This is a genomic window from Dongia deserti (assembly GCF_003574735.1).
In the GTDB taxonomy this organism is placed as follows: domain Bacteria; phylum Pseudomonadota; class Alphaproteobacteria; order Dongiales; family Dongiaceae; genus Dongia_A; species Dongia_A deserti.
In genome coordinates this window covers 11895-38881 of record NZ_QORW01000014.1, presented here as the reverse complement: position 1 = coordinate 38881, position 26987 = coordinate 11895, and the positions used below count along the sequence as shown (strand labels likewise).

General features: G+C 64.4%; 30 protein-coding genes and 1 pseudogene. 11 read left to right on the top strand and 20 right to left on the bottom strand.

What is annotated here, in order from left to right:
- Positions 1-104: 104 nt before the first annotated feature.
- Entirely contained in the window at positions 105-1292 is a 1188-nt protein-coding gene (locus DTX69_RS20765) for an alpha/beta fold hydrolase (protein WP_119303479.1), read from the bottom strand.
- Between the two features lie 490 nt (positions 1293-1782).
- On the opposite strand from DTX69_RS20765, the gene phaR reads away from it, so the two are divergent.
- A complete protein-coding gene (phaR, locus tag DTX69_RS20760) occupies positions 1783-2415 on the top strand; it encodes a polyhydroxyalkanoate synthesis repressor PhaR (protein WP_119303478.1) in 633 nt (210 codons plus the stop codon).
- A 63-nt stretch (positions 2416-2478) separates the two neighbouring features.
- A complete protein-coding gene (locus DTX69_RS20755) occupies positions 2479-3237 on the top strand; it encodes an SDR family NAD(P)-dependent oxidoreductase (RefSeq protein ID WP_119303477.1) in 759 nt (252 codons plus the stop codon).
- 6 nt (positions 3238-3243) lie between these two features.
- On the opposite strand, the gene DTX69_RS20750 is transcribed toward DTX69_RS20755, so the two are convergent.
- The 7 genes from DTX69_RS20750 to DTX69_RS20720 form a co-directional block, all read right to left on the bottom strand.
- Positions 3244-4035: an ABC transporter permease gene (locus tag DTX69_RS20750; RefSeq protein ID WP_119303476.1), complete on the bottom strand. Its 792-nt coding sequence runs from the start codon at positions 4033-4035 to the stop codon at positions 3244-3246.
- A gap of 12 nt (positions 4036-4047) precedes the next feature.
- Positions 4048-4773, bottom strand: coding sequence for an ABC transporter permease (locus DTX69_RS20745; RefSeq protein ID WP_119303475.1), 726 nt, complete (start codon positions 4771-4773; stop codon positions 4048-4050).
- Positions 4774-4919: 146 nt separating this feature from the next.
- Complete coding sequence (locus DTX69_RS20740) at positions 4920-5705, bottom strand: transporter substrate-binding domain-containing protein (protein WP_119303474.1); 786 nt, start codon at positions 5703-5705, stop codon at positions 4920-4922.
- 199 nt (positions 5706-5904) lie between these two features.
- Complete coding sequence (locus DTX69_RS20735; protein WP_119303473.1) at positions 5905-7065, bottom strand: pyridoxal phosphate-dependent aminotransferase; 1161 nt, start codon at positions 7063-7065, stop codon at positions 5905-5907.
- A 7-nt stretch (positions 7066-7072) separates the two neighbouring features.
- A complete protein-coding gene (locus DTX69_RS20730; RefSeq protein WP_119303472.1) occupies positions 7073-7966 on the bottom strand; it encodes a DMT family transporter in 894 nt (297 codons plus the stop codon).
- Positions 7967-8095: 129 nt separating this feature from the next.
- Positions 8096-9295 carry an aminotransferase gene (locus DTX69_RS20725; RefSeq protein ID WP_119303471.1) on the bottom strand — a complete coding sequence of 400 codons (1200 nt, stop codon included), beginning with the start codon at positions 9293-9295 and terminating at the stop codon, positions 8096-8098.
- Positions 9296-9456: 161 nt separating this feature from the next.
- The gene (locus DTX69_RS20720; protein WP_119303470.1) at positions 9457-11415 is read right to left on the bottom strand and encodes an acetoacetate--CoA ligase; all 1959 of its coding nucleotides are present in this window, start codon (positions 11413-11415) and stop codon (positions 9457-9459) included.
- A gap of 110 nt (positions 11416-11525) precedes the next feature.
- Between DTX69_RS20720 and DTX69_RS20715 the strand changes: the two genes are divergently transcribed.
- Together DTX69_RS20715 and DTX69_RS20710 are read left to right on the top strand one after the other, a co-directional pair.
- Positions 11526-12479, top strand: coding sequence for a DMT family transporter (locus tag DTX69_RS20715; RefSeq protein ID WP_162917405.1), 954 nt, complete (start codon positions 11526-11528; stop codon positions 12477-12479).
- Entirely contained in the window at positions 12476-13384 is a 909-nt protein-coding gene (locus tag DTX69_RS20710) for a DMT family transporter (protein WP_119303468.1), read from the top strand. Before DTX69_RS20715 ends, DTX69_RS20710 begins: the two co-directional genes overlap by 4 nt.
- Here DTX69_RS20710 and DTX69_RS20705 read toward each other — a convergent pair.
- Together DTX69_RS20705 and DTX69_RS20700 are read right to left on the bottom strand one after the other, a co-directional pair.
- Complete coding sequence (locus tag DTX69_RS20705; protein WP_119303467.1) at positions 13381-14484, bottom strand: branched-chain amino acid ABC transporter substrate-binding protein; 1104 nt, start codon at positions 14482-14484, stop codon at positions 13381-13383. The two genes, DTX69_RS20710 and DTX69_RS20705, sit on opposite strands and share 4 nt — an antisense overlap.
- A 53-nt stretch (positions 14485-14537) precedes the next feature.
- Positions 14538-15545: an ornithine cyclodeaminase family protein gene (locus tag DTX69_RS20700; protein WP_119303466.1), complete on the bottom strand. Its 1008-nt coding sequence runs from the start codon at positions 15543-15545 to the stop codon at positions 14538-14540.
- Between the two features lie 96 nt (positions 15546-15641).
- Here DTX69_RS20700 and DTX69_RS20695 point away from each other — a divergent pair, with 96 nt between their 5' ends.
- Positions 15642-16547 (top strand): LysR substrate-binding domain-containing protein, encoded by a 906-nt coding sequence (locus DTX69_RS20695; protein WP_119303465.1) that lies wholly within the window; start codon positions 15642-15644, stop codon positions 16545-16547.
- A 109-nt stretch (positions 16548-16656) separates the two neighbouring features.
- Positions 16657-17286 carry a hypothetical protein gene (locus DTX69_RS20690; RefSeq protein WP_119303464.1) on the top strand — a complete coding sequence of 210 codons (630 nt, stop codon included), beginning with the start codon at positions 16657-16659 and terminating at the stop codon, positions 17284-17286.
- On the opposite strand, the gene DTX69_RS20685 is transcribed toward DTX69_RS20690, so the two are convergent.
- Entirely contained in the window at positions 17283-17654 is a 372-nt protein-coding gene (locus DTX69_RS20685; RefSeq protein WP_119303463.1) for a YkvA family protein, read from the bottom strand. The genes DTX69_RS20690 and DTX69_RS20685 overlap by 4 nt on opposite strands.
- A gap of 94 nt (positions 17655-17748) precedes the next feature.
- Here DTX69_RS20685 and DTX69_RS20680 point away from each other — a divergent pair, with 94 nt between their 5' ends.
- On the top strand, positions 17749-18414 hold the full coding sequence (locus tag DTX69_RS20680; RefSeq protein WP_119303462.1) for a tetratricopeptide repeat protein: 666 nt from the start codon (positions 17749-17751) through the stop codon (positions 18412-18414).
- Between the two features lie 154 nt (positions 18415-18568).
- Here the strand turns inward: DTX69_RS20680 and DTX69_RS20675 are convergent, their stop codons facing one another.
- The 6 genes and pseudogenes from DTX69_RS20675 to DTX69_RS20650 form a co-directional block, all read right to left on the bottom strand.
- Positions 18569-18988: an OsmC family protein gene (locus DTX69_RS20675; RefSeq protein ID WP_119303461.1), complete on the bottom strand. Its 420-nt coding sequence runs from the start codon at positions 18986-18988 to the stop codon at positions 18569-18571.
- Positions 18985-19701, bottom strand: coding sequence for a hypothetical protein (locus tag DTX69_RS20670; RefSeq protein ID WP_162917404.1), 717 nt, complete (start codon positions 19699-19701; stop codon positions 18985-18987). The genes DTX69_RS20675 and DTX69_RS20670 overlap by 4 nt, the downstream gene beginning before the upstream one ends.
- Entirely contained in the window at positions 19698-21329 is a 1632-nt protein-coding gene (locus DTX69_RS20665; protein ID WP_162917403.1) for a tetratricopeptide repeat protein, read from the bottom strand. Before DTX69_RS20665 ends, DTX69_RS20670 begins: the two co-directional genes overlap by 4 nt.
- A gap of 107 nt (positions 21330-21436) precedes the next feature.
- The gene (locus DTX69_RS20660) at positions 21437-21691 is read right to left on the bottom strand and encodes a hypothetical protein (protein ID WP_119303458.1); all 255 of its coding nucleotides are present in this window, start codon (positions 21689-21691) and stop codon (positions 21437-21439) included.
- A gap of 18 nt (positions 21692-21709) precedes the next feature.
- Positions 21710-21931 carry a hypothetical protein gene (locus DTX69_RS20655; RefSeq protein ID WP_119303457.1) on the bottom strand — a complete coding sequence of 74 codons (222 nt, stop codon included), beginning with the start codon at positions 21929-21931 and terminating at the stop codon, positions 21710-21712.
- A gap of 114 nt (positions 21932-22045) precedes the next feature.
- A pseudogene (locus DTX69_RS20650) lies at positions 22046-22411 on the bottom strand (hypothetical protein); the annotation flags it as partial.
- A 209-nt stretch (positions 22412-22620) separates the two neighbouring features.
- Here DTX69_RS20650 and DTX69_RS20645 point away from each other — a divergent pair.
- Positions 22621-22833, top strand: coding sequence for a helix-turn-helix domain-containing protein (locus tag DTX69_RS20645; protein ID WP_162917402.1), 213 nt, complete (start codon positions 22621-22623; stop codon positions 22831-22833).
- 67 nt (positions 22834-22900) lie between these two features.
- On the opposite strand, the gene DTX69_RS20640 is transcribed toward DTX69_RS20645, so the two are convergent.
- Positions 22901-23299, bottom strand: coding sequence for a hypothetical protein (locus DTX69_RS20640; protein WP_119303455.1), 399 nt, complete (start codon positions 23297-23299; stop codon positions 22901-22903).
- Between the two features lie 97 nt (positions 23300-23396).
- Between DTX69_RS20640 and DTX69_RS20635 the strand changes: the two genes are divergently transcribed.
- Both DTX69_RS20635 and DTX69_RS20630 read left to right on the top strand, forming a co-directional pair.
- Entirely contained in the window at positions 23397-24500 is a 1104-nt protein-coding gene (locus DTX69_RS20635) for a cis-3-hydroxy-L-proline dehydratase (RefSeq protein ID WP_119303454.1), read from the top strand.
- A complete protein-coding gene (locus DTX69_RS20630) occupies positions 24497-24952 on the top strand; it encodes a GNAT family N-acetyltransferase (protein ID WP_119303453.1) in 456 nt (151 codons plus the stop codon). The genes DTX69_RS20635 and DTX69_RS20630 overlap by 4 nt, the downstream gene beginning before the upstream one ends.
- Before the next feature lie 107 nt (positions 24953-25059).
- On the opposite strand, the gene DTX69_RS20625 is transcribed toward DTX69_RS20630, so the two are convergent.
- Together DTX69_RS20625 and DTX69_RS20620 are read right to left on the bottom strand one after the other, a co-directional pair.
- Positions 25060-25581: a hypothetical protein gene (locus tag DTX69_RS20625; RefSeq protein WP_119303452.1), complete on the bottom strand. Its 522-nt coding sequence runs from the start codon at positions 25579-25581 to the stop codon at positions 25060-25062.
- 10 nt (positions 25582-25591) lie between these two features.
- Complete coding sequence (locus DTX69_RS20620) at positions 25592-26299, bottom strand: DUF6065 family protein (protein WP_162917401.1); 708 nt, start codon at positions 26297-26299, stop codon at positions 25592-25594.
- 40 nt (positions 26300-26339) lie between these two features.
- Between DTX69_RS20620 and DTX69_RS30275 the strand changes: the two genes are divergently transcribed.
- Positions 26340-26837, top strand: a complete 498-nt coding sequence (locus DTX69_RS30275) for a hypothetical protein (protein ID WP_162917400.1) — start codon at positions 26340-26342, stop codon at positions 26835-26837.
- Positions 26838-26987: the final 150 nt, after the last annotated feature.

Sequence of the window (26987 nt, the reverse complement as noted above, 5' to 3'; positions counted from 1 at the left end):
TGAAAACTCCATTGAAGTCCGGCAGGACGACCGCCTGCCAGTGGCCTTGATCATGCTCTTGTAGCGACGTTAGGGCCCTTGCGTGTCAGGCGCAAGCACACCGGCTAACTTGCGGCGATTCGCCGAAGCCAGGCATCGAGCGGGTCCCACACCTTGGCTCGTGCGGAGCTGCCAACCATCATGCCGATGTGACCCGCCGCAGGAGTTAGGGTGTCACATTTCGGCAGCCGCTGTGCGAGGGTCATGGCGCTCTTCGGTGGAACGATCCGATCGGCACTGGGCACCATCGCCAGCGCGGGTATGTTCAGCCTCTCCGGTCGCACAGGCTCGCCCGCGATCAGCCACTTGCCGTTGGCGGTCGTATTCTCGCCATACCATTGCGTCAGGCATTCGCGCGCGACCGGCGCCGCCAGGCCCACACCATCGTTCAGCCAATCCTCGAGCGCGACGAACCTGCGCGCCTGCTCGCCCTCCATCTCGGCGAAGCGGCGGAACTTGGCAAGGATGGACAGGGGATCGAGGGCGGCGAAGAAGCTTTGCAGGACGTCGACTGGCATCTCGCCCAGCACCTGGAACAGAGGATCCATGCTGCGGCCGACCGCGCCGATGAGTTGCGCCTGGGCCTGACTGTCGGCATGGAAATCCCACGGCGTCGCCAGGCACGCCAGCGCGGCGATATCACTCTGCCGGCGCAGCGCCAGGGCCAGCGCCAGATTCCCGCCCATGCAATAGCCGATGATGATGATGGGCCCGCCCGGCTGGCGCTTCACCGCATCCAGCGCCCCTTCGAGCCGCCCCGCGATGTAGCGGGTCAAATCGAATGTTTGTTCCTCCGGCCCCGGCGCATCCCAATCGACCACGAAGGGCGCGTAACCGCGGGCCGCGAGATCGGCCAGGAAGCTGCTCTCCGGCTCCAGGTCCAGGATGTAATAGCGGTTGATCAAGGACGGCACGACCAGCAGGCGCGGCGCCACGGCGTCATTGTTGCGCCGGTAGTCGCGCAGCAGGGTCGTCCCCTCGCGCCACAGCACAGGCCGGTCCGATGACCGGCGTGCGCCGGGATAGCGCCGATACGCCAGCACGCCGTCGAGGAAGCGCCCGAGCCTGCGTTGCCCCTCGAGGGTCAGCGCATTGAGGAGGATGGTTTCATCCGCCTTTTGGAGTTCGGGTGCGAGCGCCCGGAGCGCGCTTGCGAGCGGGCTTGGCGGCCCCGGCTCGTTCGAGTTCTGCCAGGCGGCTTTCAAGCTCGGCCAGGCGGCGGCGGAGTTCCCCCACAGCGCCATTGCCAGCATCAGGTGCTGCGGCAGCGGGCGCGGGCCCAGCCGCCTGGCCGGCCGAGAATGGGGCGGCGGGGAAGCCCCCGAATGGGAACCCCGCGGGGCTCCCTGGGAATTGGTTGGGGAATGGGGCAAAGCCGGTCCCTCCGGTTGGCGCCATCCCCGGCGGTGGCCAGGGGAACGGCGAATAAGCACTCATCAGCTTCAACGCCTGGGCCATCAGCGCCGGATCCTGGGCCAGCGCCGACAAGTGATCCTGCCAGAGGTCCAGCAGCTTACGCGCCAGCGCCTGCAGCTGTTCTTGGATCTCGTCCTGCATTGCGGCCGTGCGTGCCGCGTGGGCGGATTGTTGCGGGTCGGCAGCCATGACTCCGGCCTGTTCCCTCGGCTTTTGCGCAGATATTAGAGGGCCGATCCGGCCTTTCGCAATGCAGCTATTGCATTGCCAAACAGGGGGTCACCCCTGCTATGCTGCAACGCATCCAGTGTTAAGAGGCACCCACGCATGACCAACGGGCAGGATAAGGATGGCAAGCCGACGGTGCGTATTAAGAAATACGCCAACCGGCGGCTCTACAACACCGCCACCTCTTCCTACGTGACCCTCGACTACCTCGCTCAGATGGTCCGCGAAGGGCAGGATTTCACCGTCGAGGACGCCAAGACCGGCGAAGACATCACCCGATCGGTCCTGACCCAGATCATCGTCGAAGAGGAAGCCAAGGGGCAGAACATGCTGCCCATCAACTTCCTGCGCCAGCTCATCAGCCTCTATGGCGACAATCTGCAGTTCCTGGTCCCGCGCTACCTGGAACAGAGCATGGAAGCCTTCACCAAGAACCAGGAGCAGATGCGCCAATATATGCGCGAGAGCTTCGGCGGCATCTTCCCGTTCGACCGCTTCCAGGAGATGTCGAAGCAGAACATCGCATTCTTCGAACAGGCCATGCGCATGTGGTCGCCGTTCCGCGGCAACCAGCAGAGCGAGACGGCAGCCCCGACGCCGAAGCCGGAGGCCAAGCCCGCCGATCTCGACGACCTGAAGGCGCAGATGCAGGCGCTTCAGAAGCAGCTCGAAACCCTCGCCCAGGCAAACCAGGCCGCGCCCAACCGCTCCAAGGACGAGAAGCCGGAATAGATCGCCCGCGCGGCTTGTTGTGAGCATGGCAGGCATGCCGCCCCTAACGGGAGGACCCTCACCATGATCGATCTCACGGGCAAGACGATCCTTGTGACAGGTGGTTCGCGCGGTATCGGCGAGGCGATCGTCCGAGCCGTGGCTGGGGCCGGCGCCCAGGTTCTGCTGCATTTCGGCAAGAGCCGCGGCGCCGCCGAGGCGATCCAGAAATCACTCGGCTCCGAAGTCTGCCACCTCATTGAGGCGGATCTCGCCGAGGCCGCGGCGGCTGGCGAGCTGTGGCGCGCAGCGACCGCTGCGGCGCCACGGATCGATGTGGTCGTCAACAACGCCGGCATATTCGAGCCGATCTCAGTCGATGCGCCGCTGGACGAATGGCATCGGACCTGGGGACGCGTGCTGCAAGTGAACCTCCATGCGCCTGCGGACCTCTGCAAGCTGGCCATCGCTCACTTCCGCGCCCATGGCGGCGGGAAGATCATCAATCTCGCGAGTCGTGCCGCGCATCGCGGCGACGCATCCGATCAGTGGCCCTATGCGGCCTCGAAAGGCGCGCTCGTGGCCATGACCAAGACGATCGCGCGCGGCTATGCGAAGGATAATATCTTGGCATTTACCATCGCGCCGGGTTTTACCGACACGGACATGGCATATACCAGCCTTGACGATGCAGGGATCGAGCGCATTCTTGCGGAAATTCCCCTCGGAAGCATGGTCAGCGCCGAGGAATGTGGAGCGCTGGCAGCGTTCTTGTGCTCGGACCAAGTCCGGCATCTGACCGGCGCCACCTTCGATATCAACGGCGCAAGTTACGTCCGTTAGGCGCCGCTACGGCTTCACCGTCTGTGCCATCGGAATGGCCAGCGGCCGCTCGCGGTCCTTGTTGAGATAGCGCTCCAGCCAGTTGAGGATGCGCGTCAGGATGAACACAAGCACGATGTAGACGATGCCAGCGCTGAGCAGCGTCTCATAGATTCGATAGCTCTGGGAGCGCAGGAACTGGGCCGTGCCCAGCACCTCGTAGACCGTGATGGTGGAGGCGAGCGCCGTCGCCTTGAGCAGCAGGATGGTTTCCGTGCTCATGGCGGGCAGGCAGATCCGGATCGCGCGCGGCAGCGTGATGCGGCGGAAGATCATCCAGCGCGACATGCCGAAGGCGCGGCCGGCCTCGATCTCGCCGTGCGGGACGGCCAGGATGGCGCCGCGCAGGATCTCTCCGGTGTAGCCCGCCGTGTTCAGACTGAGCGCGAAGATAGCGTAGTAGATGCCATCGCGCAGGAACGGCAGAGCCTTCATAAGGGGCTGGCCGAACAGGGTCATCTGGCCGAACACCTCGCCCAGGCCATAATAGATCAGATAGATCTGGACCAGCAGCGGCGTCCCGCGCATCAGCAGGATGAAGCTGTAGGACGGCATCCAAAGCAGTGGGTTGCGGGAGACCCGCGCCAGGGCCACGGGGACGGCGAGCAGGTTGCCGATGATGCCCGAGGTGACCAGCAGCAGAAGCGAGATCGGAATCGCTTTGATCAGCGCGGGAAACACCGTCACCAGCGTGTAGCACAGGTTGAAGCCGGGGCCGGGCTCGGTGTTCAGGAAGGCGTAGCATTGCTCGATGGTCATTGCCGCCCTACCTCAAGCCCGCCGCACGCCGCGGCTGGTGCGTCGCTCGATATGCTGGAGCGCGATCATCGACACGATGGTGATGCCAAGGAAGCAGAGGCCGCCGACCGAATAGAAGAATACGTAATGCTTCGTCTGCGAGGCCGCGCTCTTGGCGGCGAACAGGAGTTCGAACGCGCCAATCACGCTCACCAGCGCGCTATCCTTCGTGATGTTCAGCCACTGATTGCCCATGCCAGGCACTGCGTAGCGTATCATCTGCGGAAAGATGATTCTGCGGAACCGCATGGGGGCATGCATCCCATATGCACGAGCCGCTTCGATCTGCCCTTTGGGAATTGCCTGGATCGCACCGCGAAAAATATCCGTCAGATACGCCCCATAGATCAATCCGAGCGCGGCCACCGCCGCCGCGAATGGAGTCACCTGAAAGTCCCGATCGGCCAGTCCGATGCCGACGAACAGCTGGGTCAACGCCCGGCCGCCCATGTAAAAGACCATGAGGATCAGCAGCAATTCGGGGATGGCGCGGATGAACGTAGTGTAGAGATCGCCAACGCGGTACAGCGCCTTGTTGCCATGCAACTTGGCGCCGGCCCCCAGCAAGCCGAGCACGAAGGCCAGGATATAACCGCAGACCGAGATCTGGAGCGTGAAGAGCAAACCCGTCAGGAACTCATCGCCGAAACCCTCGGCGCCATAGGCCATCAGCGACCAGAGAGATGGCTGCGGATTCATGCTTTCCCCACGCTACCCTGTTCTCGAGCCGGGCGGTCCTTAGTCTCCTGCCGCCCTTTTGCTTTCGTCAACACTAGCATACCAAACGCAAGGCGCCGCCCGGATTTTCACCCGGGCGGCGCTGTCTTGTCGTTCGGAGTTCCGGCTTAGAAGCTGGGCTTCACCAGCTGGCCTTCCAGCTCCGAGTACTTGGCGGTGATCTTGTCATACTCACCGCTCTCGACGACCTTCTTGATGCCGGCGCTCAGCTTGTCGCGCAGGGCCGTGTCTCCCTGGCGCACGCCGCCGCCGACGCCATAGCCGAGCAGCGGATCCTGCGGGCAGAGAGCCTTTTCCGCGAAGTCCGCATTGGCCTGCAGGAACGGCGTGAGCGAGGTGCGGCCCTCCTGCACGTAATCGATACGGCCGGCCTTCAGATCGGCCAGTGCATTGTCGAGCGTGTCATAGAGCTTCACTTCGGCCGCGTTGCCGAAATACTTCTGCACATAATCGGCATGGATGGTCGCCGTCTGCACGCCGAAGATCTTGCCCTTCACGCTGTCGGCATTATTGAAGTCGATGTTGGCATCATCCGACTTGGCGCCGATGATGATGGTCGGCGAGTCATAGTAGAATTGCGTGAAGTCGATGACTTCCTTGCGCTTGTCGGTGATGGTCATCGAGGACCAGATCACGTCGATCTTCTTTTCCTGCAGAGCGGGAATGATGCCGTCCCAGGCCACTTCGACCAGCTTGCAGTCCAGCCCCTCAACCTTGCAGACTGCCTGGTAGAGGTCGATCTCCCAACCGACCCATGTGCCGCTCGCGTCCTTGGACGAGTACGGCGGATAAGGCTCCGCCGCGACGCCGACCTTCACCGTCTCCGCCTGGGCCGTCACCGCCGAGAACGCGAGCACCGCGCCGGCGACGAGACCACCGATGAGCTTCTTCATGTCCTAAGTCCCTTGATGTGAATGGCCGATCTGGCCGCTGCCTCCCGGGCCGCTGTTCTTAGTTGGCCGATCGGAAAGGCCCGGCCCGATCGGCTCGGCCGAAACCCTAGCATAAGAAAAATGACGCTGGGTAGCGGGATTCACGACCTGTGCGCCGCAAATTCCTGTGATGTTCCCCAATTGTCCGGCCGGTCACCGATCAGGCCTTGCCCAGGAATGCCTGCAGCCGGTCCATCGCCTCGCCCAGGCGCTCTTCGCCTTGCGCGTAGCACAGCCTGAGATAGTGCTCGCCGCCGGCGCCGAACGCCGTCCCGGGCGCCAGGCCGATTCGCGCTTCGCGCACCAGGCGTTTGCAGAACGCCACGGGGTCGCCCATCTCCTCGACCCGCAGCATCAGGTAGTAGGACGCGTTGGCAGGAATGACCGACACCCGGTTCATGGCGTTGAGGCGCGCCACCACCAGATCGCGGCCCCGCTTGCAGCGTTCCACCATCCATTCGACCCAGGGCTCGCCCTCGCGAATGGCGGCGATACAGCCCGCCTGCAGGAAGCTTTGCCCACCGGAGGTATTGAACTCGATGAGGCGGTCCACCTGATCGGTCAGGCCTTGTGGCATGATCATCCAGCCGATTCTCCAGCCCGTCATCGCCCAGGTCTTGGAGAAGCTGTTGACGACGAAGAGAGGATCGTCCGGCTGCGCGATCTCCAGGAACGAGGGTGCCACGCGGCGGTCATAGATCAGGCGGTTGTAGACTTCGTCGGCAATGAGGGCGATGCCGCGCTGGCGCGCAAAATCGAGCACGGCGCGGCGCTGCTCTTCCGGCATCACCCAGCCCGTCGGGTTGCCGGGCGAAGCGAGATAGATCGCGCGCGTGCGGTCGTCGCAGGCCGCGAACACGCGATCGAGGTCCAGCTCCCAGCCGTGGTCGGTGCCGGCCATCGGCACGTGACGCGCGATGCCGCCTTGGATCTGAATCGCGGCGAAGATGTTCGGCCAGACCGGCGTCACGCACACGACATTGTCGCCCGCAGAGACCAGCGTCTGCACGATCAGCACCATCGCGTTCATGCCGCTGCTGGTGATCGCGATGCGCGAATCGGCGATCTCCACGCCATAGAGGTCGCGGTGATAGTCGATGAGGGCCTGGCGGAGCGCCGGGATGCCGCGCTTGTGGGTATAGAAGGTGTCGCCGGCCGCGAGCGCGCGGGATGCGGCATCGCAGATGAAGCGCGGGGTCGGCAGGTCGCCCTGCCCCACCCACATGCCGATGACGTCCGGAATGTCGAAACCCATGCGCCAGACTTCGACGATCTGCGATTCCTCCAGGCTCGCGATATCGGGCCTGATGTTCAGGTTCATTCTCACCTCATTCTGCCGTCACCGGCGCGGACCGTGGCGCGCGACGCAGCGCGAATACATTGCCGATCAGGATCAGGCCGACGCCGAGAATCGCCTCGGGTTGTGGCCGATAATCCTCGAACCAGGCGCTCAAGGCCAGCGCCAGGATCGGGAACAGGACGGAGGCATAGGCGGCCCGCGCCGCGCCGATGCGGCGTGCCAAGGTCAGGAACGAGCCGAAGCCGATGACCGTTGCGAACAGGGAGAGGAACAGGAGCGAGATGGTGTAGCTGGGCGCCATGTTGTAGACGAGTGGTGCGCCGTGCAGCATCGCGAACGCGAAGGACGCCACCGCGCCGATGCTCATGCCGATGGTGTTTGATTCGACCACGCCCACGCCGCGCTTGCCCAGACCGATCGACGCCATGTTGCCGAGCGAAGCGCAGAGCGTGCCGAGCAGCGAAAGGAGCAGGCCGAGGACGACCTCGCGATTGAGTTCATGTCCGGCGATATCCGACCAGAAGGTCAGTGCCAGGCCGACGAGACCGAAGGCGGCGGCGATCGCGACCCTGCCTTCGATCTTCTGGCCGAAGAAGATCGCGGCATTCGCCATGTTCATGACCGTGATCATCGAGAACACGACGGCGAGCAGCCCGGTGGCGAGGTAGGCGGTCGCGTAATAGAACAGGATGTAGTTGGTGCAGAACAGGAAGAGGCCGAGCACCGTCATCAGGCCATAGTCGCGCGCCTGGAACGCCAGGCGCCGGCGGGTGACGAGGCAGAACACGATCATGATCGCCGCCGCAAGCATGAAGCGATAGGCGATCGACAGCGCCGGCGCCACGCCGACTTGATAGATCAGCGCGTGCCAGGACAGGCCCCAGACGATCACGGTGGTGGTGTAAAGCGACCAGGTCGGCATGCGCGCGAAGCTATCGGGCGGATGGCGGCTGCACAATCCGAATCAAGCGCATGGCGGGCATGCATGGGCTCCGATGCACCCCCCTTTCGTCACGGTCGTGCTTTGGTGGTTTGCGGGGAGAATGTCTCGCTACAATCCTTTGTCCACCGCGTCGGCAGCCAGGCGTGCCGCGATCTCCGGCATCAGCGCCGCATCGACGTTGGCGAACGCAACGCGCAGATAGTCGTCCTGGTTGGGGCCGAACACGCTGCCGGGCAGCGCCAGCAGGTTCTGCCGATCGACCAGGCGGCGCGCGACGTCCGTCGCCTTGCGGCCGCGGTGCGGGTGCTTCAGATACGCGAAATAGGCGCCGGCGGAGATGAGCTCGTAGCCGAGATCATTGCGCGCGAACGCGTTCAGGAGCGCCGCGCGGCGGTCGCGCATCATGCGGGTGTTGGATTGGCGCCAGTCCGCCAAATGACCCAGACCGAAATGCGCCGCCTCCTGGCCGATGCGGGGGGCGCAGATCGAAACGCAATCCATCGCCTTGGCGGCGTGATCGATGAAGGCGCTGCCCGCCACGATCGCACCGACGCGATAGCCGGTCAGCGCAAACACTTTGGAGAAGCTGTAGAGGTGGATCAGCGTACGAGGCCAGTCCGCATCGCCGAAGAGATCGTGCGGCGCGCCATCAGCCGGCAGGAAATCGCGATAGGTCTCATCAAGCACCAGCGCGATTCCGCGCTCGCGCGCCAGGTCCTGGAATGCGCGGATGGTCGCGGGCTTGTAGACCGCGCCGGTCGGATTGTTAGGCGAGACCAGAACAATGGCCTTGGTCTTGGGTCCGATGGCGCGCGCGGCTTCGTCGAGATCCGGCTCGCCACCGGCCTGCGGCCGGAACGAGAGCGGCACCAGACGGATGCCTAGCATCTGCAGCCACATCTCGTAATTGAAGTAGAAGGGCGCCGGCATGATGATCTCCTCGCCCGCCTGGGCAAGGCTCATCATCGCGAGGCAGAAGGCCTGGTTGCAGCCGGCGGTGATCATCACCTGGTTCGGCTCAATACGGCTGCCGTAGAAGCGCGTCATGTCTTCGGTGAGCGCCGCGCGCAGCTTCGGCAAGCCGCAGATGTCGGTGTAGCGCGAGGTCGCCGGCTCCGAGACGATGCGCGCCAGATGCTCCGTGAGCGCCGCCGGCGGCGGATAGCCCGGGACCGCCTGGCATACATCGATTAGCGGCTTGTCCTTTGGAAAGGTGCGCCCGGCGATCCAGGCCTGCGCTTCGGCGATGGCGGGCTCGGCGACACCGGCGAGGAGCGCGTTGACGCGGTAGCTTGGAGTAGCGGTCATGAATGTTTTGTCCTCGCCGTCTTCTCAGACAGTCATCCCGGCCCTGAGCCGGGGTCCATTCCGCAGTCGCACGTACGGCGGATGAATGGATCCCGGCTCAAGGCCGGGATGACATAAGAGTCGGTGGCAAGCGTGGTGACTCGCCGGCGAGAGCGACAAACTCACGACTGCAGCTCCACGATGCCCTCATACAGCGCGAGCGCTTCGGGGTTTGCCAACGCTTCCTTGTTCTTCACCGGCCGGCCGTGCACCACGTCACGCACGGCGAGTTCCACGATCTTGCCGGACTTGGTGCGGGGGATGTCGGCAACCTGGATGACCTTGGCCGGCACGTGGCGCGGGGTGGTGTTCTGGCGGATCTGCTTCTTGATCTTGTCCTTCAGCGCATCGTCGAGTGCGATACCTTCACGCAGGCGCACGAACAGGACCACGCGCACGTCGTTCTCCCAGTCCTGGCCGATGACGATGCTTTCCACCACCTCCGGCAATTGCTCCACCTGGCGATAGATCTCCGCCGTGCCGATGCGCACGCCGCCGGGATTGAGCACGGCATCAGAGCGTCCATAAACAATGATGCCGCCGTGCTCCGTCAGCTCGACGTAATCGCCGTGGCGCCAGATGTTGGGATAGATCTCGAAATAGGCCGCACGATACTTTCGCCCGTCGGGATCGTTCCAGAAGCCGACCGGCATGGAGGGGAACGGCGCAGCACAAACCAGCTCGCCCTTCTCGCCGGTGACCGGCTTGCCCTCGTCGTTCCACACCTCAACCTTCATGCCAAGGCCGCGCATCTGGATCTCGCCGCGCCACACCGGGCCGGTCGGGTTGCCAAGCATGAAGCAGGAAATGATATCCGTGCCGCCGGAGATCGACGACAGGCACACGTCCTTTTTCACGTGCTCATAGACCCAATCGAACCCCTCGGGCGCGAGCGGCGATCCGGTCGACGTGATCATGCGCACGGTGGAGAGATCGTTGGTGCGGATCGGGTCCAGCCCCTGCTTGGCGCAAGCGTCGATGTATTTGGCCGAGGTGCCAAACAGCGTGCAGCGCTCCGCCTCCGCATAATCGTAGAGGATGTTGCCGCGCGCCGCGAAGGGCGAGCCGTCATAGAGCAGAAGCGTTGCGTCCGAGGCGAGGCCGGAGACTAGCCAGTTCCACATCATCCAGCCGCAGGTGGTGAAATAAAAGACGCGATCGTGCGGCCGCACGTCGCCATGCAGGCGATGCTCCTTCAGATGCTGCAGCAGCGTGCCGCCTTGACCGTGCACGATGCATTTCGGCACGCCCGTCGTGCCGCTGGAATACATGATGTAGAGCGGGTGATTGAAGGGCACGCGCTCATACTGGATCGCGCCGCCGGGATAGCCTGCCAGCACGTCCGGCAACAGCTTGCCCTTCGGCAGATTGGAGAGATCCGGCTTGTCGCTCAGATAAGGGAAGACCAGGATTTCCCGCAGGCTGGGTAGCTTGGCCGAGAATTCCGCGACCCGCGCCAGCGAGTCGAACTGCTTGCCGCCGTACCAATAGCCGTCGGCCGTGATCAGCACTTTGGGCTCGATCTGACCGAAGCGGTCGAGCACGCCCTGCACGCCGAAATCGGGCGAGCAGGACGACCAGATGCAACCGATGGCAGCCGCGGCGAGCGTGCCGATCACCGCCTCCGGCGCGTTCGGGACGAAGCCGGCGACCCGGTCTCCCGGCTTCAGCCCGAGGGCGCGCAGATGTTGCGCCAGGCGGCTGACGCAGTCATGCAGCTCGGCATGGGAGACGCGGCGCTTCACCTTGTCCTCGCCCCAGAACACGATGGCATCGCCCTCGCCGCCGTCTTTCGAGAAGCGCAGCATGTTCTCGGCGAAATTGAGCCTGGCTTCGGGGAAGAACTGGGCGCCCGGCATCCTGTCGCGATCCCTCATGATCACGTTGCCCGGCTCGCCCACCACATCGCAGAAGCGCCAGAGCGACAGCCAGAAGCGCTCGATCTCCTCCACCGACCACCGCCAGAGCGCGTCGGTGTCCGGCAACTCCGTCGACCAGTCGCGCGCCACGTGGGCGCGGAAGCGGGTCATGTTGGACTCGGCGATCGCAGCAGGCGAAGGCCGCCACAGCGGTTCATTCATGAACGTGACTTAACCTCCCTTTGCGCCGACCCATTGCGCCTGCCGCATGGGGCCAATTCCGGCTCGGCAATGGCGGCGGCACACCTTTCTCTCTAATGTGCCGACCCATCATGTTCTTTGACAAGATTAAAGAGCGGGGACAGCCCAATCATGTGTTGATCGCCGCGGGGTTGACCGTTCTCGCCGCTCTGTGCTTCGCGGGGCTCAGCGCCCAGGTCAAATTCCTGTCAAGCGATCTGCACGGCTTCGTCATCACCTTCTGGCGCAATTTCTGGGGCCTGTTCTTCATGCTGCCCTGGCTCATCAGCCAGGGCCTGGGCGAGCTCAGCTGGCCGCGCATCCGCATGTTCACCCTGCGCTCGGCCTTGAGCCTCGCCTCCATGCTGTGCGGTTTCACCTCGCTCAGCTATCTCACCCTCGCCAACGCCACGGCGCTCAGCTTCACCGCGCCCCTGTTCGCGACCATCATGGCGGCCCTCGTGCTGGGGGAGACGGTGCGGCAGCGGCGCTGGTCTGCCACCCTCGTCGGCTTCGTCGGCGTGCTCATCGTGCTCCGGCCGGGCGTCAGCGGCCTCGGCATCGGCGAGATCCTGGCCCTGGCCGGTGCGTTCCTGACCGCGCTCGTCATCATCGTGGTCAAGCAGATGTCGCGCACCGAGCCCAGCAACGCCATCGTCGCCTATATGGTGCTACTGCTGACGCCCATGTCGCTGGTGACAGCACTGCCGTTCTGGAGCTGGCCGGCCATGGAGGATTGGGTGTTCGTGATCGGCATGGGCCTCGCCGGGACGGTCGGCCACGTGTGCTGGACCCGCGCCATCTCGATGGCCGATGCTTCGGTGGTGGTACCGTTCGATTATGTGCGGCTAATCTTCACCATCGTGATCGGGATCTTGGTCTTCGCCGAGCGGCCGGACGCCTACACTCTACTCGGCTCCGCCATCATCGTGCTGGCCGGCATCTATATCGCGCGGCGCGAGGCGATGCTGAATCAGCGCGCCGCACGCGAGGCGGTGGCCGCCTCCGGCGATCCGGCGCGCACGGCGGAGCGCGACGCCAGATGACGCTCGCCCTTCCGCGCGAGCGCTTCTCCCGCCTCGGCCCCAACCTGCAGGGCGCTTTGTGGCTGCTGCTGTCCTGCCTCGGCTTTTCGGTGATGGCGACGTTCGTGAAGTTCGCCTCGCGGGAGGTGAGCCCGTTCGAGATCACCTTCTTCCGCTGCTTCTTCGGGTTGCTGGTGCTGGCGCCGGCGATCGCCTGGCAGGGAATCGGCGCCCTCCGCACCAGGCATCTCGGCATGCATGCCTGGCGTGGGGTATTGGGCGCGACGGCCATGGGCTGCGCCTATTTCGGCCTCAGCCGCATGGAGCTCGCCGCCTACAACGCGCTCAGCTTCTCCAAGCCGCTGTTCGCTGTCCTGCTGGCGGTCATCGTGCTGCACGAGACGGTGCGCTGGCGGCGCTGGGCGGCGACCTTCGTCGGCTTCATCGGTGTGCTGGTGATGATGCGCCCGGGCACCGCTGCGTTCGATCCCAACGCCCTGTTCGCGCTGGGCGATGCGCTCTCCATCGCGATCCTGATCACGGTCTTGAAGAAGCTGCCAGCCTATGAGCGGCCGCTCGCCATGCTGTTCTATTTCGGGCTGGTGTCCTCGCCGATCGCCCTGGCGCTTGCAGTGCCGCACTGGACCTGGCCGACGCCGGAAGGCTGGGCGATGCTGGCAGCGATCGGCGCCATCGGCGCCTTGTCGCAATATTGGTGGATCCTGGCCTTCCGCGCCGGCGAGGCCTCGGCGGTCGCGCCGTTCGATTATTCGCGGCTGCTGTTCTCCGCCCTCTTCGGCTTCCTCTTTTTCGCCGAGCTGCCGGATGGCTGGACCTGGGCCGGCGCCGCCCTCATCGTCGCCAGCACCATCTACATCGCGCGGCGCGAGGCGAAGGTTTCAGCACCGCCCCAGCGCGTCACCTAGGGCTGTGACGCGAGGGCATACTCGTTGTCGCGCCACTGATAGAGCACGAAGCCCGGTTGCTCGTTGTCGCCCTTGTCATCGAACGACACCAGGCCAATCACGGTTGCGATCGGCTTTGAGCGGAGTGCCTTGGCGACCGCCTCGCCTTCCGTGGTACCGGCACGCCGGACGCCCTCTGCAAGGACCTCGATCGATGCATAGGAATAGAGCGTGAAGCCCTCCGGCTCAAAACCGGCAGCCCGGATCGCGGTGACCGCCGCCGCGGCACCGGGATTGGCGCGGACGTCGGGCGAAAAGGTGAAGTATGTCCCGTCAGCCGCGGATCCTGCAATCTGGGCCAGCTCCGACGAGGCGATGCCGTCGCCGCCATAGAGCGTGATCGGGAGACCTTGCTGGGCGGCTTGCCGGAGGATCATGCCCGCTTCCGCATGATAGCCGCCGAAGTAGACGATCTCTGCGCCCGCCGCCTTCAACCGCGATACAATCGCCGAGTAGTCGCTCTCGCTGGCGTTGATCGTGCCTCGAAAGACGATGGTTTGGTTAGCCGCCTGCAGCGCCCGCACGACCTCCTCGGCGATGCCCTGACCATAGATGCTCTTGTCGTCCATGACCGCGAAACGCTTGCCGCCGAAGCGACGGATCATGTCGCTCGCCGCGACCCCTCCCTGCGCGTCGTCGCGACCGGTGATCCGAAAGACGCGCTCCATCCCGCGATCCGTGATCGCCGGATTTGTGGAGAGCGTCACGATCGCTGAACCAGATTCGTCGTAGACGTCGGAGGCCGGCAGTGTCGAGCCCGAGCAGAAATGGCCGTGGACCAGATCGATGCCGCGCGAGACAATGCGATTGGCCACCTGGACCGCCTGCTTTGGATCGCAGGCGTCGTCTTCGGCTTGAATCGCGATCGGCTGCCCGAGCACGCCCCCGGCAGCGTTGATGATCCTGGCCGCGGTTTCCGCACCGATCTGCATCTGCTCGCCATAGCTGGCCAGATCGCCGGTCATCGGTCCCGCGACCGCGATGACGATATCCGCGTTCGCCGACAAAGCCGAGAGCAGCACGATGGACGCAATAGCCGATACGCGCGTGAGCCTGATCATGGGCCGCCTCCTCTGATCTCCTGGGTCACAGTCCTTACGGGCGCCACGGGCGGTCAGAACGGCACCTCACGCCCCACGCCCTTCCGCCTTGCTTCGGCATAGACAAGCTCGGCCGCCACCAAATCCTCCATGGCGACGCCCATCGCCTTGTAGACGGTGATCTCGGCAGCGGATTCACGGCCCGGCCGACGGCCGAGGAGCACATCGCCCAAAGGCGTTCCATGATCCGCACTCACCCCCTGCAGCTCGGCGCACCCGACCGGTGGCGGCTCGAAGGATTCGCTGCTCTCCACGAACAACCGGTGGCGGCGCGGCAGGTCGAACGGCAACTCGCCGCGTGGCGGGTAATAGCCCACGGACGTGACATGCGTTCCCGGCCGGAGCCAGTCCGTCCGGATGACGGACTCAGGCGCGTGCGTCGCGAGGCACACCACGTCCGACGTGCGCACGGCCGATTCAACGTCCTGGATGGCTGTAACCCCGGCAAAATGCGCAGCCAGGCGCTGCGCATCCGCGAAACGAAGTGAAGCCAATCGGACATACTCGAACTGCGCGACAAGCGGCAGCAACCGCAGGTGTTCTCGCGCCTGCACCCCCGCGCCGATCACAGTCGCCGTGCGCGAGTCGCGGCGCGCCAGCTCCCTCACCGACAGGATCGCGGATGCGGCGGTGCGAATGGCGGTGATGTAGGTGCCGTCCATCATGCAGCGTGGCGAACCGGTCCGCGGATCGAAGAGCGTGATCGTCGCGAGGTGGCTGGGCAGATCGAGCGCCAGATTGCCATCGAAGACGTTCACGACCTTCACGGCAATGCTCATCCCCTCGCTCCACGCTGGCATGGCAAGCGAGAAGCCTGCGCCCGGCACGCGAATCTCGGGACGGGCGGGAGCCTGCACCCGGCCTGCGGCAAGGCGACGGAACCCCTCGGCGAGCGCATTGAGGAGCGCGGAGGGATCGAGCAGCGCCATGACCTCAGCCTCGCTCAGGCAAAGCACGCCGATCTCGCCCTTGTGGATCTCCGCCGCGGCGCGTGCGGTGGCTTGCGTGTTCAACCTTGTCATGCAGGCTCCGGCCTGTAAGATTACTTCCGCTCAAACGATAGAGAGCCAGATCAGTGCACGCCAATGCCTTCCACAGCACGAACATAACTTGAGGTAATGACTAGACCAGCCAGACGCCTGCCGTCACTGACCGCGCTACGCAGCTTCGAGGCGGTTGCGCGCACCCTCAGCTTCACCAGGGCCGCAGCAGAGCTTGGCGTCACCCAGGCGGCCATCAGCCGGCAGGTCAGCGCGCTCGAGGCAGCCCTCGCGGTCAAGCTGGTCGTGCGCGGCCGGGCACGGAATGCGCTGACGGATGCGGGCGAGGCGCTCTACAGCGGTGTCAATCGCGCCTTTGATTGCGTCGAGCAGGCCGTGGCGCGGATCAGCGGAAGCGGGGGTCGCGAAATCCTGAACGTCAGCGTTGCACCTTTCTTCTCTGCGTACTGGCTGACGCCGCGGCTGGCGTCGTTCCTCCGCCGGCATCCTGAGATCGATCTGCGCCTGCATCACTCCTATCATCCGGCAGATTTCCGCCGGGAAGGCATTGATATCGGCGTCAACTGGGGCAGCGGCCTCTGGCCGAATGCCAAGATCGACCTCGTCCTCGCCGGCGATCTGACACCGGTCATGAGCCCGGCCTTGGCGCCCCGCGCCGGTCGGCTCGCGCATCCGCGAGACCTGCTGCGCCTGCAGCTACTGTACGAATTCGACCTGGGCGACTGGAAGGCCTGGTTCGAAGCTTCCAATGTCGCGATGCCGGAGGTCGACAGTTTGCGGCTCAGCGACACGCATGCCCTGCGCCGCATGGCACTCGATGGGCATGGCGTCGCCCTGCTGTTCGCCGACATGCTGGACGAGGATCTCGCCGCTGGCCGGCTGATCCAGCCGTTCCCCGTGCAGGTGAACACGGGCGCGAACTACTACCTCAATTATCCGAGTGACAGCGAACTGCCGTCCAAGTCGGCCAAGTTCAAGCGCTGGATCCTCGAGCAGTCCTCGGGCCGATCGGCTGCCCGCTGATGGCGGCGAAGGCAGACGGCTCCAAGCGGCCTCTCACCGCCTTGTGATCCCGATCGAGCGGCACACTGGGCCTATCATTTCCGTTCCGCACTTCTGTCGGAAGGAGACCATGAAAGCTCTGTTCGGCAGCATTGCATGTCTGGCCATCATCCTGGGCGCGAGCATGGGCCAGGCCCAGGACAACGAGATGACCTTCTTCATCACCAGCACGAATCCGGGAGACGGCGGCAATCTGGGAGGCCTCGAAGGCGCCGATGCGCATTGCCAGACGATCGCGGAGGCGGCGGGTGCGGGCGACAAGACCTGGCGCGCCTATCTCAGCACCAGCAGCGTGAATGCCCGCGACCGCATCGGGGATGGGCCTTGGCACAACGCCAAGGGCGAACTGATCGCCAGCAATCTGGAAGAGCTGCACGGCGACGCCAACCGGATCAACAAGGAGACCGCCCTCACCGAGACCGGCGATATGGTCAAGGGCCGCGGCGAAACGCCGAACCAGCACGACATCCTGACCGGGTCGAACGCCGACGGCACGGTGGCAGCGGGCATGACCTGCGAGGACTGGACCAGCGATGCCAGCACGAGCCAGGCGTTCGTCGGTCATCACGACCGGATCGGGCTGCGCGACGACGCGCCGTCCAAATCCTGGAACGCATCGCACCCGTCGCGCGGCTGTGGACAGGAAGACTTGCCGAAATCCGGTGGCGCCGGCTTCTTCTATTGCTTCACGGCCGACTAGCTGACGGAGCTCTGCAGCAGCTTGTCCAGCGCTTCCTTGGCGCGCACGCGGTGTTCCGGCTTGATATGCGGCGAGATGGTGCGGATTGCGGCGTAGAGCACGGCCGCATCGTCGCCGAAGCCGAGCAGCGGCATGATATCCGGCAGGATATCGAACGGCACGATGAAGTAGGCGAGCGCGCCGAACAGGATCGCCTTGACCTGCAGCGGCGTCGCGGGGTCGATCGCGCAGTAATAGACCGAAACCAGATCGTCGATGAACGGGATCTTGCGGCAGACGACCTTCAGCTTTTGCCAGAAATCGCGTTCCACGCGAGTCCGATCCCTCTTCAGCTTGTCCGCTTCGGCGGGCGTCAGTTCCTGGGCCATGGCGATTCCATATGGACTGCCGGACCTGCGATGCAAGACCCCGCCGCCGCCAAGGTGAAGGTTTCATTAACCAACTTCTCCTAGCCTCTGCCCCATGTTGCGCCCCCTCTTCGCCGCCGTGATCTGCTGCGCCCTCGGCCTGCCTGCCGCGGCGGAGGAGACGGCATCGGTCGAGCAATCCTCCAACACGACCATCGAGATTCCCAACCCGGCCATGGCCCGGCAAGCGCCCCAGCCGATGCAATCGCTCGTGGTCGTGGTGGATGGGGAGGCGCGCTCCTGGGCGCCCTTGGAAAAGGACACCGACGTGGCATGGGAGGCCTACCGCAACGGCAATTTCCCGAAGGCCGTGCCGGTGTTCGCACGCCTGGCCGAGATCGGCCACCCGGTGGCGCAGTGGCTGATGGGCAATATCTACTTCTTCGGCCAGGGCATTCCCAAGGACTATGCCAAGGCGCAGGCCATGTTCGAGGCCGCGGCGAGCCAAGGCTATTTCGCCGCCTTCGCGCCGACCGCGCAGATGTACGTGCAGGGGCTGGGGGTGCCGGCCGATCCGAGCAAGGCCTATTACTGGTACAACATCGCCGCCGCCCAGTTACCGGACAGCGCGGAGCGCACGGACATGATGGACCGGCGTGAAGGCGTCGCCGCGCAGATGACACCGGCGCAGATCGAAGCCGCGCAAAAACGCGCCAACAACTTCAAGGCCAAGCAGGTCGTCCCGCCCGATCCAGAAGACGTGGAGTGGATGCAGGAGTAGGGCGACCTCTCCATCATTGCCCCAAAACGTCATCACCGGAGCGCTGCACAGCAGCGAAACGGTGATCCAAGTTTTGGCCCTGCAACGAATTTGGATTGCCGGGCCTGTCGCTTCGCAACTGCCCGGCAATGACGCTAAGGGAGCGGGTGAGTCCCTACTCCGCTTCCTTCACTTCGAAATCGTGCGTGATCGTCGCCGTCTTGGCGAGCATGATGGAGGCGGAACAGTATTTTTCCGCGGACAGCTCGACGGCACGCCCGACCGCTTCTTGCTTAAGGCCTTTGCCCGTCACGACGAAATGCATGTGGATGCGGGTGAAGACCTTCGGGTCCTCGGCCGCGCGATCCGCATTCAGCAGGACATGGCAATCCCGCACATCGTGCCGGCCCTTCTTCAGGATGTGCACGACATCGACGCAGCTGCAGCCGCCCGTTCCCAGCAGCACATATTCCATCGGCGACGGTGCGGTGCTGACCTCGTCACCCAGGATCTTGGCCTGCATCGGCAGGGCGTGGCCCGTGCCGCTTTCGGCCAGGAACTTTCCGCCTTCGATCCAGCCCACTTTGCCTTTCATCCGATCCGTCCCCGTTCCATCCGCTCGGTGCGCACCATGTCGCTACTGCCGCCCCACGCGGTCAATCGGCCGAGCGCCGCTGCGACGCCAAGACGCGGCGAAGCGAAGATCGGCACCGGAGATTGCGTCAGCAGGTCCGCGGCGGCGGCCATGGAAGCCTGTGCCAGCACGATCGCATCGGGGCGCGGCCGTGTCGCCAGGATGATGCCGGCGATGTGCCGCGAAAAGGCGGCTTCGTCGCCGGCCTGGAACAAGAGCCAGGCGTTTTCCATCAGCAGCGTCTCGATCTCGACCTGCCGGTTCTGCGCATGGGCCACTTCGTTCAGCAGCTGGGTCGTCGGGCCAAGCGTGGAGGGCAGGCACGCCGCCACCAGGATGTGGCGCCCGGCGGCAACGGCGGCTTCCGCCATCGGTCGATCGAGCCGGAGCGTCGGCACGCCCATCTGGCGCCCCACATGCTCTGCCATGCCGCCCACGCTGGAGCAGGTGCACAGCACCTGGCTCGCGCCCTGGCCTTGAAGCGTTGCCATCGCGTTTTCGATGCCGGCCGCGATGGTGTTGACGGGGAAGGTGTCCAATGCCTGGCGCAGCAGCACCTCGCGCACGCAATGCACCCAGCCGACATCGGGCGGCGCCAATTCCGTCAGCAGCCGGTCGAACCGCGCGCGATGCGCTTCCGCCGTATGCAGCAACCCCAGAACGCGCCCGGTCACAGCGTGACACCCTTGAAGAAGATCCGCGTCTTGTCGTAGCCCGTGATCACCATGAAGCGGTCACCCGGCTGAACCGCGATCGGCTGCGGGAAGAATTCCGCTGCCTGCTTCCAGTGGTTGGTGCGGGTGGTGCTGGCGGAAGAATAGACGGTTTCCTCATCCATGATGAGATCGAACCAGAAGGCGATGCCGTGGGCAACGCCGGAGGTGGTGGCGGTGACCTGCAACATGCGCGCATCATGTTCCGGCATGTTGGTGCGGAAATCGAACTCCAGCGCCTTGAATGGTTGCGAGATCTGCCGCACCAGATCGGCGGCCATGTCGATCTGCGCATAACCGGGGGAGCGCAGCTTGTCGAGCGGGCTCAAATCGAAGCCGGAAACATGCCGCACCGGATTGATGCGGGCGAGCTGAGGCGCCTCGATCAGGGCGCCATAGACGATAGCGGCCGCCGGAATGATCTTGGCGTCGGGTTTCAGCAGCGTTTCGCGCGCATGCTGCAGCACGGGGATCATGTTGGGCGAGAGCATGCCGATATTGATCAGCTCCGACACGAACACATCGGCGCGCTCCGGCAGATCGGTGCCCACCTGGAGTTGGGTCGATTTCTTCGTCACGACCGTGATGCGCTCGGAAAGGCCGTTCTTGTCGATCACCTCGCGCGCGATATCGGCCATCAGCGGCAGCACTTCGCAGGTAACGACGCGTCCCGCCCCGGCGCGCGCCGCCATCATGGCGACCAGGCCCGAGCCGGTGCCGATCTCCAGCACCAGGTCGCCGGACTTGACCGCGCGGCGCAGCGCTAGGTCATAGGCCTGGTTGCGCTCCTCGTCATTGACCATCGGAATGTGCCAGGCTGGCGCGATCGACGAGAACTGCAGGCGCAGCATGAAGTCGATATCTTCATCGTCCGGGAAGCGCGCATGGGCTGTGCGCAACAACTCCAGCGCCTCCTCGCGCTTGCCCTGGTCGTGCAGGCATTGCGCCAGCGAGGCATGCGCCTGGTGGAAATCGGGATTGAGCTCGATACAACGGCGGAACTCCACTTCCGCCTCCTGGATCATGTCGAGGTGGTAATAGAGCTCGCCAAGATTGAAGTGCGCGTCCTGGAAGTCCGGCATGTGCAGGATGGCTTCGCGGAAGCAGATCAGCGCCTTGTCCAGCCTTCCCCGACGCTTCAGCGCGACGCCCAGATTGTTGATGGCGCTGATGAGGCCCGGCGTCACCGCCAGCGCCTGGCGATAGCAATTCTCCGCCTCGTCGATCCTGTTGAGGCGCAGCAGTGCGTTGCCGAGATTGTTCCACACCGCGCCGTCCTGGTCGCTGAGCTGGACCGAGCGATGGAAGCTTTCCGCCGCCTCGAGGTCGCGGCCCAGGGCATAAAGCAGCGCGCCGCGGGAATTGTGGAACAGGGCCTGCTCGCCATCGAGGACGATGGCGCGATCGATCTGGCCCAGGACGGCATCGGGCGCCGCGCCCTGCTGATAGGCGATGACGGCCACCCAGTGCAGGGCGACAGCATGATCCGGCTCGCCCGCCAAGACGCGCTCGAACCCCTGGCGGGCTTCGTCCAAATGGCCTTCGGAAAGGGCGGCCAGCGCCCCCTGCAACATGTCCTCGGTCGTCACGAATTCCCCAGATCCGTACCGCGCGCCGTATTGTCAATGCGCTTCTGGGCGCGATCCTAGTGGAGGGATCGCGTCGATGACACCTGGAAAACGAAGCGAGAGCGGGATCAGGCGAGAATATTGACGATCGAGCCGCGCGGCAGGCGGCGGTCGGCGGAGGTACCGTCGGTCGTGGCGGCGGAGGAATTGACCGGCTGCGCGGCCGTCTGGGTCTGCGTCGCCTGGCTGGTCGCGGCGGTCAGGATGGAGAGCAGCGACTGGGCTTGCACCTGCGCCGACTTCACTCCGCTGAGCGCGGCCTGCTGCTGGCGTTGAGCGGTGGAAACCTGGGTTGCGGCTGCACCGAGCGCTGCGACGTCCATGATCGGGGTTCCGCCTGCCTAGGCGACGATGTCGAGCAGCGACTTGGTCTGCTCGTTGGTGCTCTTGAGGACCGCGGCGTTGGCCTTGAAATCAAGGGCCGCGAGCGACAGGGAGACGACATCCTCCGGGTTCAGCGAGCCCTCGGCGATGTTCTGCGCCGCCTGCAGGGTCTTTTCTTCTGCTCTCTTGAGGCCTTCCAGAGCCGATTGTGCGGCGCTTCCGAGCGAGGCGACTTCCATGATGCCCAGTCCCTGATCAATTTGGCCGGCAGTCTAGCGGCCAAAGCTTAACGAAGTGTTGGGACTCTCCAAAAGGATCGATCCCATTGATCTGACAACAAAATTTGCATCGACTTAGGTCCCGACCAGGATATCCTGGCCGACCGTGATCACGTCCGAGGTCTTGAGCGTGGCGACGGTGTGCTCGAAGCCGTTGAAGAGGTTGCCGTCGGTGTCCACGAAGACGTCGACCAAAGAGCCCTTGTCCAGGATCGAAACGCGGGCCGCGCGGTCTGCCGCGGCAACGCCCAGGCTGTCGAACAGCTTATCAAGGTCGAGCACGTCCTGCCCGCCGACCGGATTGCCGTCGAACCCAATGATGAGGTCGTGGCCATCGAGCACGCTGGTGTAGCGGAAGACATCGCTTCCGGCGCCGCCGGTCATCATGTCGTTGCCCTGGCCGCCTACGAGAACATCGTTGCCGACCCCGCCGGTGAGGACATCGTTGCCGGCGCGCCGCGATTGCGCGCGTCGCCAACACCAAAACCAGCAGGCCCGCCGCCATCCGCCTCAAGCTTCAGCGGCCCTCCCTCTGCGTCACGCTCACGCCGCTGTCGCGTGTCGATCCGGATGGTCCGAGCGCGTCCAGCACAGGCGTCGCGATGCTGATAACGGAGCCTGATGCGCCGTCTCCGATCGATAAGGAAGCATTGGCCGACATCTTTCACCTGACCCAGCGCGAGGCGGATGTCGCATGCCTCCTGGCCAGCGGCGTGCAGTTGAATGCGATTGCCGCAGCTCTCGATGTCGGCCTTGGCACCGTCCGCTTCCACCTGAAGCAGGCGTATCAGAAAACCGGCACGAATTCGCAAGCGGCCCTGGTCGCCGTTGCACACGGTTTCGCAAAACCGGATCGATTGTAGCACGGTCTATCGGAATAAATTCTGAGGGAATCTCCTTACGGGGCGGCGCTATCCCAGACTTCCCTGCTTACTTCAGCTTATCCACCATGTCCTTCACCGCGGTGCAGGCGTCGGGCGGCGCCGCGGGATCGTTGCACATCGCCTCGATCATCAGCGGGCGCAAGGCGGGGCAGTCGGTCAGTACCTGTCTCTGATAATTGGTGGGGTCGCCGAAGGGAAACTTGTCGTACGGCTGCTTTTTGGCGATGGCCTGCTTGAAGGCGGGGTCGGCGAGCCGGACTTCCGTCTTTGCCTTGCAGGCGCAGTTGGCGGCGACCGACTTCTGGTCCTTGCCGATCCAACTCGCCTCGTTCACCAGACACGTGTCGAAGAACAGTTTCTCCACCCGCTCGTCTGCAGCGACGGCAGCGCGAGCCATCGGCGCCGCAGCCATCGCGACCAGAGGCAGAACCAAATACCAACGCATCTCGTCATCCTCAAAGGGTAGGCCGCGCCGATTGACAGCGGTCCGCCGACGGCAGCACTCTCCGGCCCATCCTTCCCGAACCGGGTGCTGTGCACAAATGAAAATCACCGCCATCCGCGCCTATCAGGTCGACCTGCCGCTACATGAGGGCAGCTACAAGTGGTCCGGCGGCAATGTCGTCACGGTATTCGATTCGACCGTGGTGGCGGTCGAGACCGATCAAGGCATCACTGGCTATGGCGAGGTCTGCCCCCTCGGCCCTGCCTACCTGCCGGCCTATGCCGCCGGCGTGCGCGCCGGCCTCAAGGAGATCGGGCCGAAGCTGCTGGGCCTCGACCCGCGCGACCTTGGCGTCGTCAACCGGCGCATGGACCAGGCCCTGCGCGGCCACCCATACGTCAAATCGGGCGTCGACGTCGCCTGCTGGGACATCCTGGGCAAGGCGACCGGCCAGCCGGTGGTGACCCTGCTCGGCGGGCGTTGTGGCGACGATTTCCTGCTCTATCGCGCGATCTCGCAAGAGAGTCCGGCGGACATGGCCAAGCGCGTGCACCAGTACCGCGCCGAGGGCTACACCAAGTTCCAGCTCAAGGTCGGCGGCGATCCGGCCGTGGATATCGAGCGCGTCCGCGCCACGTCACGCGAGCTGAAGCCGGGCGACGTGCTGATCGCCGATGCCAATACCGGCTGGCTGATGCACCAGGCGACGCGCGTGGTCGACGCGGTCAGGGACATCGACGTCTATATCGAGCAGCCCTGCATGACGTACGAAGAGTGCCGCGCCATCCGCGAGCGCACGCAGCGGCCCTTCATCCTCGACGAGGTGATCGATTCCTTGTCCGCCGTGCTGCGCGGGTATGAGGACCGCGCGATGGATGTCATCAACCTCAAGATCTCCAAGGTCGGCGGCCTCACCAGGGCGCGGCAGATCCGCGACCTGTGCGTCGCGCTTGGCATCGCGATGACCATCGAGGATACCTGGGGCGGCGACATCGTGACGGCGGCGGTCGCGCACCTGGCCCACTCGACGCCGCCGGAGTTCCTGTTCTCCGCCACCGATTTCAACTCCTATGTCACGCGCTCCATCGCGGAAGGCGCGCCGCAGCGTGAGAAGGGCCGCGCCAAGGCGTCCAATCAGCCCGGTCTCGGCATCACCCCGCGCTTCGACGTGCTGGGCAAGCCGGTGCTGGAGATCTTGTGAGCGAGCTCGTCTTCCGCCGCGCCGACGAGAGCGACGCGGAGACGATCCGCGCGCTGACCCACGCCGCCTATGCGAAATGGGTGCCGGTGATCGGCCGGCGGCCGAAGCCGATGAACGCCGATTACGAACATACGGTGCGGGCGCATGTCATCGATCTGGCTTATGTGGATGGCGAACTCGTCGGCCTGATTGAGATCATTCCCGCTGCCGATCATCTGCTGCTGGAAAACCTGGCGGTGGTGCCTGCCCATCAGCGCAGGGGACTGGGACGGCGATTGATCGCGCGCGTCGAAGCGCTGGCCCGCGCGCAAGGCAAGAAGCTGGTTCGGCTCTATACCAACAAGGCCTTCACCAGCAATCTCGATTTCTATCAGAAGCTCGGCTACGCGCTCGAACGCGAGGAGCCGATCAAGGGTGGCGGCTTCCTGGTGCACTTTGCGAAGGCGGTCTAGGAAAGTGCCGCGCGGCGGGCAGCTCTGCCTGCGTATCTTGGGCCCGCCAGCTGCCGTTTCTCATCAAACTCTAATCTTGCGCCCTGCGTAGGCTCATGATCCGCCTCCTATGATCGCGTTTTGGCCGCGCCGCGCGCGGCGATGGGTTTGCGGTCGGAGCCGCGATGGATTCGGGCAAAGTTCGCTTGCAGGGAATTGCAGCTGTCGTCGCAAGCGCGCTTCTTGCTGCCTCGCCAAGCCTGCTCATCGTGAGTGGCGAAGCCCTCGCCCAAGAAGACAAGCAGGCCGATGACGAGATGGAAGATGACGGCGATGTGGCGGATTGGATCCTGCGGCTGTTCCGCGGCTCGGACAGCATCGAGGATGACCACATACCCAAGGGCCGTGATGGCGACAACAAATCCGGCACAGGCGGTCAAGGCGCAGGCGGTCAAGGCACTGGCGGCAAAGCTGCTGGCGGTGGAAGCCAGGGCGGCAGAGGCACTGGCGGAGACGACGACGGCGGGGGAGACGATGGCGGCGACGATGGCGGGGGAGATGATGACAGGGGTGACAGGGGCGGCGGTGACGACGGGGGTGAAGGCGGTGAAGGCGGCGACGATGACTAGGCTCGCCGGGCCCTTCTGCATCGCGGGACCGTCACCGCGGCGCGCGAGCGAACTTCCGATACCACCCGTCCCCGGCCAGGGTATTGCGGAAGATCCGTTGCCGGATCGCTGCCTCGGCCTTGGTCTCGGCCTTGATCTCGCCCGGCAGATGCGTATCGGCGCGCTTGAAGGGGATGACCTGCACGAGCGGCGTCCCCTTCTCCAGCGCGTGGATGCCGTCTGCGCCGGTTGCAAAGAACGGAAAGTGAATGAGCGACATGTAGGTATCGGTATCGACGATACCGGCGACGACCTCGAAGACCGGGTTGGGCCGGTTGAGCGGCGGCACGAACAGGCAGCTCCAGCCCGGCGGGGTGCGGATTGTCCAATAATTGTGAAACTTGCAGGGTGGCCGAGGCTGCATTGGGTGGCCCGACACTTGGTGGCTCGCGTGATTGCTGACCATGACGCGATCGAAATCCCAGCCGGAATTCACGGTTCCACCGTTATCGACGATCTCCAGGCGGACCGCCCCAGCCAGGGGCAATATCCATCCCGTCGTGAGGGCATCGATGAAGGGCATGCAGCGCTTGACGGTGAGGCCGCTGCTGGTCGGCGTCAGGTGAGCCTTGTCGATGGCGGGCAGCCGCTTGAACCACTCGGGCATCACCTCCTTGGCCGGCACCGGCGGGGGCAGCACGCCGTGGTCCTCGGGACGGCAAAGGAACTCGATGGTCGGTCTCTTGCGCGCAAACATCATGGAAGCCCCCTCCGGCTGAGACGAAGCGCGGGGAGCGGCCGTGGCCGTCCCCGCGCCTTCGTGCGAGCGGTCCGATCAGTCGTCCTTATCGCTCCTGTTCGAGCTGGAATTGGACGAGCTGTTCGAGCTGGAGTTCGATGAACTGTTCGAGTTGGAATTCGATGAACTGTTCGAGTTGGAATTCGATGAACTGTTCGAGTTCGAGTTCGATGAACTGTTCGAGTTCGAGTTCGATGAACTGTTCGAGCTGGAATTCGATGAACTGTTGGAATTCGAATTCGATGAGCTGTTGGAGTTCGAATTGGACGAACCCTTCTTGCCTCCGCCCTTCCACCAGCGATCGTCGTCCGCAACGCGGACGAATCCATCCTGCTGGTTCGTCGCCGTGCCGCCCGGCATGGATCCTGTCAGGTACGAGCTCGTGCCATCGACTGGCTCGCTCTGGCGCGCCTGGGCTGCACCAGCCGTGCCGAGAAGCAGTCCAACAGCGGCCGTGGTAAGCCATGTCATCTTACTCATGGGAGAACTCTCCTTGTAAGTGTCTTCGCGACTGTCGAACGGCGCGCCTCGACCCGACGCAAACGTATGATGACGAGGCGCCCCATCGGACGTGCAAGATGTACTCGCGCCAGATGAGGCCACGGCCGGATATTCATTAAACTCGCATGAGAGGGGTATTGTTCTTGAA